Source organism: Bradyrhizobium sp. PRIMUS42 (genome assembly GCF_023006515.1).
In the GTDB taxonomy this organism is placed as follows: Bacteria; Pseudomonadota; Alphaproteobacteria; order Rhizobiales; family Xanthobacteraceae; genus Bradyrhizobium.
In genome coordinates this window covers 1-5,605 of record NZ_JALBGZ010000430.1, presented here as the reverse complement: position 1 = coordinate 5,605, position 5,605 = coordinate 1, and the positions used below count along the sequence as shown (strand labels likewise).

General features: G+C 64.6%; 6 protein-coding genes and 1 pseudogene. 3 read left to right on the top strand and 4 right to left on the bottom strand.

The genetic code is table 11. The annotated features are described in order from the left end of the window. Positions 1–380, top strand: a 380-nt coding sequence (phnF, locus tag MOV75_RS25685; RefSeq protein ID WP_247006813.1) for a phosphonate metabolism transcriptional regulator PhnF, incomplete at its 5' end; no start/stop codon positions are given. A gap of 128 nt (positions 381–508) precedes the next feature. On the opposite strand, the gene phnE (MOV75_RS25680) is transcribed toward phnF, so the two are convergent. The 4 genes from phnE (MOV75_RS25680) to phnC all read right to left on the bottom strand — a co-directional run bounded on the left by phnE (MOV75_RS25680) (position 509) and on the right by phnC (position 4,120). Beyond that, on the bottom strand, positions 509–1,357 hold the full coding sequence (gene phnE, locus MOV75_RS25680) for a phosphonate ABC transporter, permease protein PhnE (protein WP_246930216.1): 849 nt from the start codon (positions 1,355–1,357) through the stop codon (positions 509–511). Beyond that, positions 1,354–2,238 (bottom strand): phosphonate ABC transporter, permease protein PhnE, encoded by an 885-nt coding sequence (gene phnE, locus MOV75_RS25675; protein WP_246930217.1) that lies wholly within the window; start codon positions 2,236–2,238, stop codon positions 1,354–1,356. Before phnE (MOV75_RS25675) ends, phnE (MOV75_RS25680) begins: the two co-directional genes overlap by 4 nt. A gap of 73 nt (positions 2,239–2,311) precedes the next feature. Further along, positions 2,312–3,247 (bottom strand): phosphonate ABC transporter substrate-binding protein, encoded by a 936-nt coding sequence (gene phnD, locus MOV75_RS25670; protein ID WP_246930219.1) that lies wholly within the window; start codon positions 3,245–3,247, stop codon positions 2,312–2,314. 63 nt (positions 3,248–3,310) lie between these two features. Beyond that, a complete protein-coding gene (gene phnC / locus MOV75_RS25665; RefSeq protein ID WP_246930221.1) occupies positions 3,311–4,120 on the bottom strand; it encodes a phosphonate ABC transporter ATP-binding protein in 810 nt (269 codons plus the stop codon). Positions 4,121–4,294: 174 nt separating this feature from the next. On the opposite strand from phnC, the gene MOV75_RS25660 reads away from it, so the two are divergent. Beyond that, positions 4,295–4,978, top strand: coding sequence for a chloramphenicol acetyltransferase (locus MOV75_RS25660; protein ID WP_246930222.1), 684 nt, complete (start codon positions 4,295–4,297; stop codon positions 4,976–4,978). Next, positions 4,975–5,605 (top strand): annotated as a pseudogene (locus MOV75_RS25655) (alpha-D-ribose 1-methylphosphonate 5-triphosphate diphosphatase); the annotation flags it as partial. The gene MOV75_RS25660 and the pseudogene MOV75_RS25655, both read left to right, overlap by 4 nt.

The window sequence follows — 5,605 nt, the reverse complement described above, 5'->3', positions numbered from 1 at the left end:
AGCTGGCGCGGGAGCTCGGATTGAAGACCGGTGCGCCGCTGGTGCGGATCGAGGCGATCCGCCTCGCCGATCGCACGCCGATCTGCGTCTCCACCACCTGGCTGTCGGCCGTGCTGTTTCCCGACGCGGGCGCCGTGTTCGCAGCGACGCGCTCGATGACGAAACTGCTCGAACATTATGGCGTGCGCGACTATCGCCGCGGGGCGACCCGGATCACCGCCGGCATCGTCGACGCAACCGACGCGGCACGGCTGGATCTCGCGCTGGGACGGCCGATCCTGGTGGTCGATGCCACCGACCACGATCTGGAGGGCAAGCCGCTGATGACCAAGCATTCGCGGTTTGCCGCCGAGCGGGTGGAGTTTCTGGTGGAGTCGTAGGGCGCTCTTTCCAAGAAACGGGACGAGTGGGGTGGGCAAATCGTAGCGTGCCCACCACTTTGATCATGTCGGCGAAAATTCGTGGGCACGGCGCTAACGCGCCTTTGCCCACCCTACGACACCGTCACTTAGGCCACAGCGCGCCGCCCAATAATCGCAAAGCGCAGCTTGCCGGAGATAAAATCGATCGCGGCGACTGCGACCAGGATCATCAGGATCAGGAACGACACCTTCTGCCATTCCAGCACGCGGATCTGCTCGGCAAGCTGGAGGCCGATGCCGCCGGCGCCGACGATGCCGATGATGGTGGCCGAGCGCGTGTTGGATTCGATGAAATAGAGCACCTGGCCCGCGATCACGGGCAGGACCTGCGGCAACAGGCCAAAGCGGATCTCGTGCAGTGGGCTGCCGCCGGAGGCGCGGATGCCTTCGACCTGCTTCTGGTCGGCGCCCTCGATCGCCTCCGAGAACAGTTTTCCAAAGGCGCCGAAATCCGACACCGCGATGGCGAGCACGCCGGCGAACGGGCCCAGCCCGACGACGTTGATCCACACCAGCGCCCAGATCAGCGTGTCGACGCCGCGGATCGAATCCAGGACGCGGCGAACCGGAAAGCGCAGGAGCTTCGACGGCACCACGTTGCGTGCGGCGAGCAGGCTGACCGGAAGTGCGAACACGGCAGCCAGCGTCGTGCCGAGCAGCGCGATCGAGAGAGTCTCGCCGAGCGCCTTCAGGTAGATCGACAGCGAGGAGCCGGGATCGGGCGGGATCATCATCATGCTGATCCAGCCGAGCTGGCTGAGACCTGCGATGAATCGCGACGGCGAAAAATCGAGATCGACGAGGCCATAAACCAGGATCGCGAACGCCGCGACAAGCATCGCCGGCATGGCGAGACGCGCCGAGGCGGGCCGGTCGAATACATCGGGGTAGCGCGCGCGAAGCTCTCGCGTATCGATCTCGTGCGGCCCCGTCACGTACGCGCCTCCCCGCCGAACAGGCGGCCGCGCAGCCAGCCGGTGGTGATGTCGATGATGAAGACGGTGATGATGATGGTGAGCAGGATCGCGCTGACGTCCGAATAATAGAACTTGCGGATGGCGACGACGAGCTCCTGGCCGATGCCGCCGGCGCCGACGAAGCCCATCACGGAGGCTTCGCGGACGTTGATCTCGAAGCGCAGCAGCGCGTAGCTGGCATAGCCCGCGGTCACCTGCGGCACCACGGCGAAGCGCATGCAGGACAGCCAGCTCGCGCCGGTCGAGCGGATGCCCTCGACCGGCTTCATGTCGGCGTTCTCGACGATCTCCGAGAACAGCTTTCCGAGCGCGCCGGTAGAGTGGATCGCAATCGCGAGCACGCCCGCCATGGGTCCCAAACCAAAGGCGATCACGAAGATCAGCGCGAAGACGATGCCCGGAACGGTGCGGGCGAATTCGAGCAGGCGCCGCACGATGAAGCGCAACCAAGGTGCGGGCGAGGTGTTTTCGGCCGCGAAGAAGTTGAGGCAGAATGCCAAGGTCGCGCCGATCAGCGTGCCGACATAGCTGATGAGCAGGGTCTCGCCCAGCATCTTCAGCCATTTGCGCCAGCCCCACAGCCACTCGCCGACATCGGTCCAGACGCGTTGGCCGTTGTCGAGCGTGAGGATGCGGTCAAAATAGCTGATGAAGTTGCCGAAATAAGTGAAGAGCGTGCGCAAATTCACTTCGGCGCCGATCGCGGCGAGCAGCAACGCCGCGGCGAAGATCACGATCCCCGACAGCAGGCGGAGCCGCCTGCGCCCGACCGCCCGGCGATAGGCGGCGTTGAGCACGGCGAGCTGCTGCTCGGGAAGGATCGAAACCCCTGTCGTCATCGGCCTGAGATTAAGTCCGGTCAAAGAAAGAGCCGGGTCGATCGACCCGGCTCCAGTGGCATCGTCCCGATAGTCAGGACGCCTTCTTTTTACGCAGCGCGTCGACGAACTTGATCAGCTCGATCGTGCCATCCCAATCCTTGGTGGTGGCGGGATGAAAGCCCTTCTTCTGGCCGTCGGAGAGACGATCGAACGCGGCCTTGTCCTTGGCCGGCGCGTCGAAGAACGCTTTCGCGATGGCGGCCTTGGCGTCTTCCGGCAGCTCCGCATTGTAGGCATAGGGCCCGTTGATGATCGGCGCCGACTTGTGGATGATGCGGAAATCGTCCTTCTTCATCGCCGAGCCGTCGGCATTCTTCAGCATGCCCTTGGTCAGCATCTGCGCCAGCGTGGAATCGTCGTCGCTGGTCCACTGGTTGGCGGCGACGTCGACCGTGCCCTGCGACAGCGCCAGCATCGCGTTCTCGTGGCTGCCGGTGAAGACGACCTTGCCGAAATAGGTGTCGGCATCATGGATGCCCATCTTGTCCAGCTCGAAGCGCGGCACGTTGTTGCCGGAGGTCGAGTTCGGATCGACCAAGCCGAGATTCTTGCCCTTGAGGTCATCGATCTTCTTGTAGGCGCTGCTCGCCTTGACGAAGAATACCGAATAATAGCCGGTCGAGCCGTCGGCGTTGATGTCGTTGGCGAAGGCGTCGGTCTTGACGCCGGTCAGGCGGGCGCGGGCGAACGAGGCCGAGCCGTAGCTGGCGATGTGGATGTTGCCGGCGCGCTGGCCTTCGATGACAGCGGCGTAGTCATTGGCGATGCGCAGCGTGACCTTCACGCCCAGTTCCTTCGAGAGATAGCTCACGAACGGCGCCCAGCGCTCGGTGACGCCGGAGGCGTTCTCGGCCGGGACGACCGCAAAGGTCAACTCAGGATATTTGGCCTTCCAGTCGTCGGCGGAGGCGGAAGCCGTGAACGCGAGCGCGGCGGCGCCGGCAAGGACTAATCTGCGAGTGATCATGATACCCTCTTCATCGGTTGGGGGTCGGTTGACGCAAAGACTTGCACAAGAAACAGACGTCGCTCAGGCGGCTGCGGCCGTTCCGAGCGCGGGGACACCCGCGGGCGCCGGGACAGGCATGCCGCCCATGACCTCGGCGGCTTCGAGATCATAGAGCTCGCGCGCGACGTGGTCGGTCAGCGCGGACGGTGCCCCGTCGAACACCACGCGCCCCTGCGCCATGCCGATCAGGCGATCGCAATAACTGCGCGCCAGATCGAGCGAATGAAGGTTGCAGAGCACGGTGATGCCGAAATGCTTGTTGATGCGCAGCAACGCATCCATCACGATCTTGGTGTTGCGCGGATCGAGCGATGCGATCGGCTCGTCGGCAAGGATGATGTCGGGCTGCTGCACCAGCGCACGCGCGATCGCCACGCGCTGCTGCTGGCCGCCGGAGAGCTGGTCGGCGCGCTGGGCGGCGAGCGATGCGATGTCGAACTGTTCGAGTGCGGACATCGCCAGCGCCTTGTCCTGCTCCGGCCACACTTGCGACAGCGAGCGCCAGGCCGGCATCGTCGCAAGCCGTCCCATCAGGACGTTGGTGAGGACATCGAGCCGGCCGACCAGGTTGAACTGCTGGAAGATCATCGCCGAACGCGCCCGCCACTGCCGCAACTCCTTGCCACGCAGTGCGGTGACGTCGATGCCGTCGAACAGGATGCGCCCATCAGTCGGCGTCACCAGGCGGTTGATGCTCCGCAGCAGCGTCGACTTGCCGGCGCCGGACCGTCCGATCACACCGACGAACCCGCCGGGGGAAACTTGAAACGAGGCGTCGTCCACCGCGGCTTTTGCGCCGAAGCGACACGTCAGACCATCCACCACCAGCATGCAGGGCTCCAGATTAGCTGGAGCCCACCGCTAACGCCGACGCTTAACACTTGTGTGACACGGGCGTCGCAGTGCGGCGATCCTACACAGCTCATCCCCTGTCATCGCGGTGTCATGATGTCGTCATCAAGCCGCTCGAAGAGGAATGTCCGTCCTCTTAACTCCGGATGCAACATGGCCGCCAAAGCTCTTTCGGTCCAGCCGACCATCGATCCCTCGGCCAAGCTGCACGAGACCAGGCTCGGCGCCTATACCGAGGTCGGCGCGCGCACGATCCTGCATGACGTGGCGATGGGCGACTACTCCTACGTCGTTAATGACGCCCAGATCACCTACACCACCATCGGAAAGTTCTGCTCGATCGCGGCGATGACGCGGATCAATCCCGGCAACCATCCGATGCATCGCGCGACGCAGGCGCATTTCACCTATCGCTCCAGCGCCTATTTCGAAGGCGAGAGCGACGATGCCGAGTTCTTCGACTGGCGGCGCCAGCATCACGTCCATATCGGCCACGACGTCTGGATCGGCCACGGCGCGATCGTGCTGCCGGGCCGCAACATCGGCACCGGCGCGGTGATCGCGGCCGGCGCCATCGTCACCAAGGACGTGCCGGCCTACACCATCGTCGCCGGCAATCCGGCCCGCATCGTGCGGCGGCGGTTCTCGGAAGAAATCGCCGGACGGCTTGCGCGGCTGGCCTGGTGGGACTGGGATCACGACAAGTTGCGTGAAGCCCTGCCCGATTTCCGCAAGCTTGGGATTGAAGATTTCCTTGCGACATACGAAGCACGGGCGAGATCTCTCACCAATTCTCATGCCAGTTCCCTTGCCAGCAAACGAAGCGCGGTCGCGTGACAGACATTTTCCTTGAAGGCGGCCGGACCCTGATCGGCGCCGAGCTCGTCGAAACGTCATTGGCGGTGTCCGGACAGGACATCGCCGCGATGGACGCCTCTCGCGGCCGGGCGCGGCTGGCGATCGATGCGCGCAACCTGCTGGTGCTGCCCGGCATCGTCGATCTCCATGGCGATGCCTTCGAGCGGCAGATGATGCCGCGCGCCGGCGTCGACTTTCCGATCGACGTCGCGCTCGCCGACAGCGACCGCCAGGCGATCAGCAACGGCATCACCACCGTGTTTCACGCCACGACCTGTTCGTGGGAGCCGGGCCTGCGCAGCGCCGACAACGCGCGCGGGCTGATGGAGGCGATCGAGCGGCAGCGTCCGCAATTCGCCGCCGACACCCGCTTCCATCTGCGGCACGAGACCTACAATCTCGACGCCGAGGCCGAGATCAGCCAATGGCTCGCTGAGGGCCGCGTCGACCTGTTCGCCTTCAACGACCATATGGACGGCACCGTTGCCGACATGGCCAAGCCGCGCAAGCGCAACCGCATGGTTGAGCGCACTGGCCTGTCCAGCGAGGAATTCGACCGGCTGGTCGAACGCGTGGTCTCGCGCGCCGACGAGGTGCCCGCTTCGG

Excerpts from the sequence above, each read along its gene's own strand:
- MOV75_RS25660 (WP_246930222.1), top strand. The coding sequence starts at position 4,295 with ATGGCCGCCAAAGCTCTTTCGGTCCAGCCGACCATCGATCCCTCGGCC.
- phnD (WP_246930219.1), bottom strand. The coding sequence starts at position 3,247 with ATGATCACTCGCAGATTAGTCCTTGCCGGCGCCGCCGCGCTCGCGTTC.
- phnE (WP_246930217.1), bottom strand. The coding sequence starts at position 2,238 with ATGACGACAGGGGTTTCGATCCTTCCCGAGCAGCAGCTCGCCGTGCTC.
- phnC (WP_246930221.1), bottom strand. The coding sequence starts at position 4,120 with ATGCTGGTGGTGGATGGTCTGACGTGTCGCTTCGGCGCAAAAGCCGCG.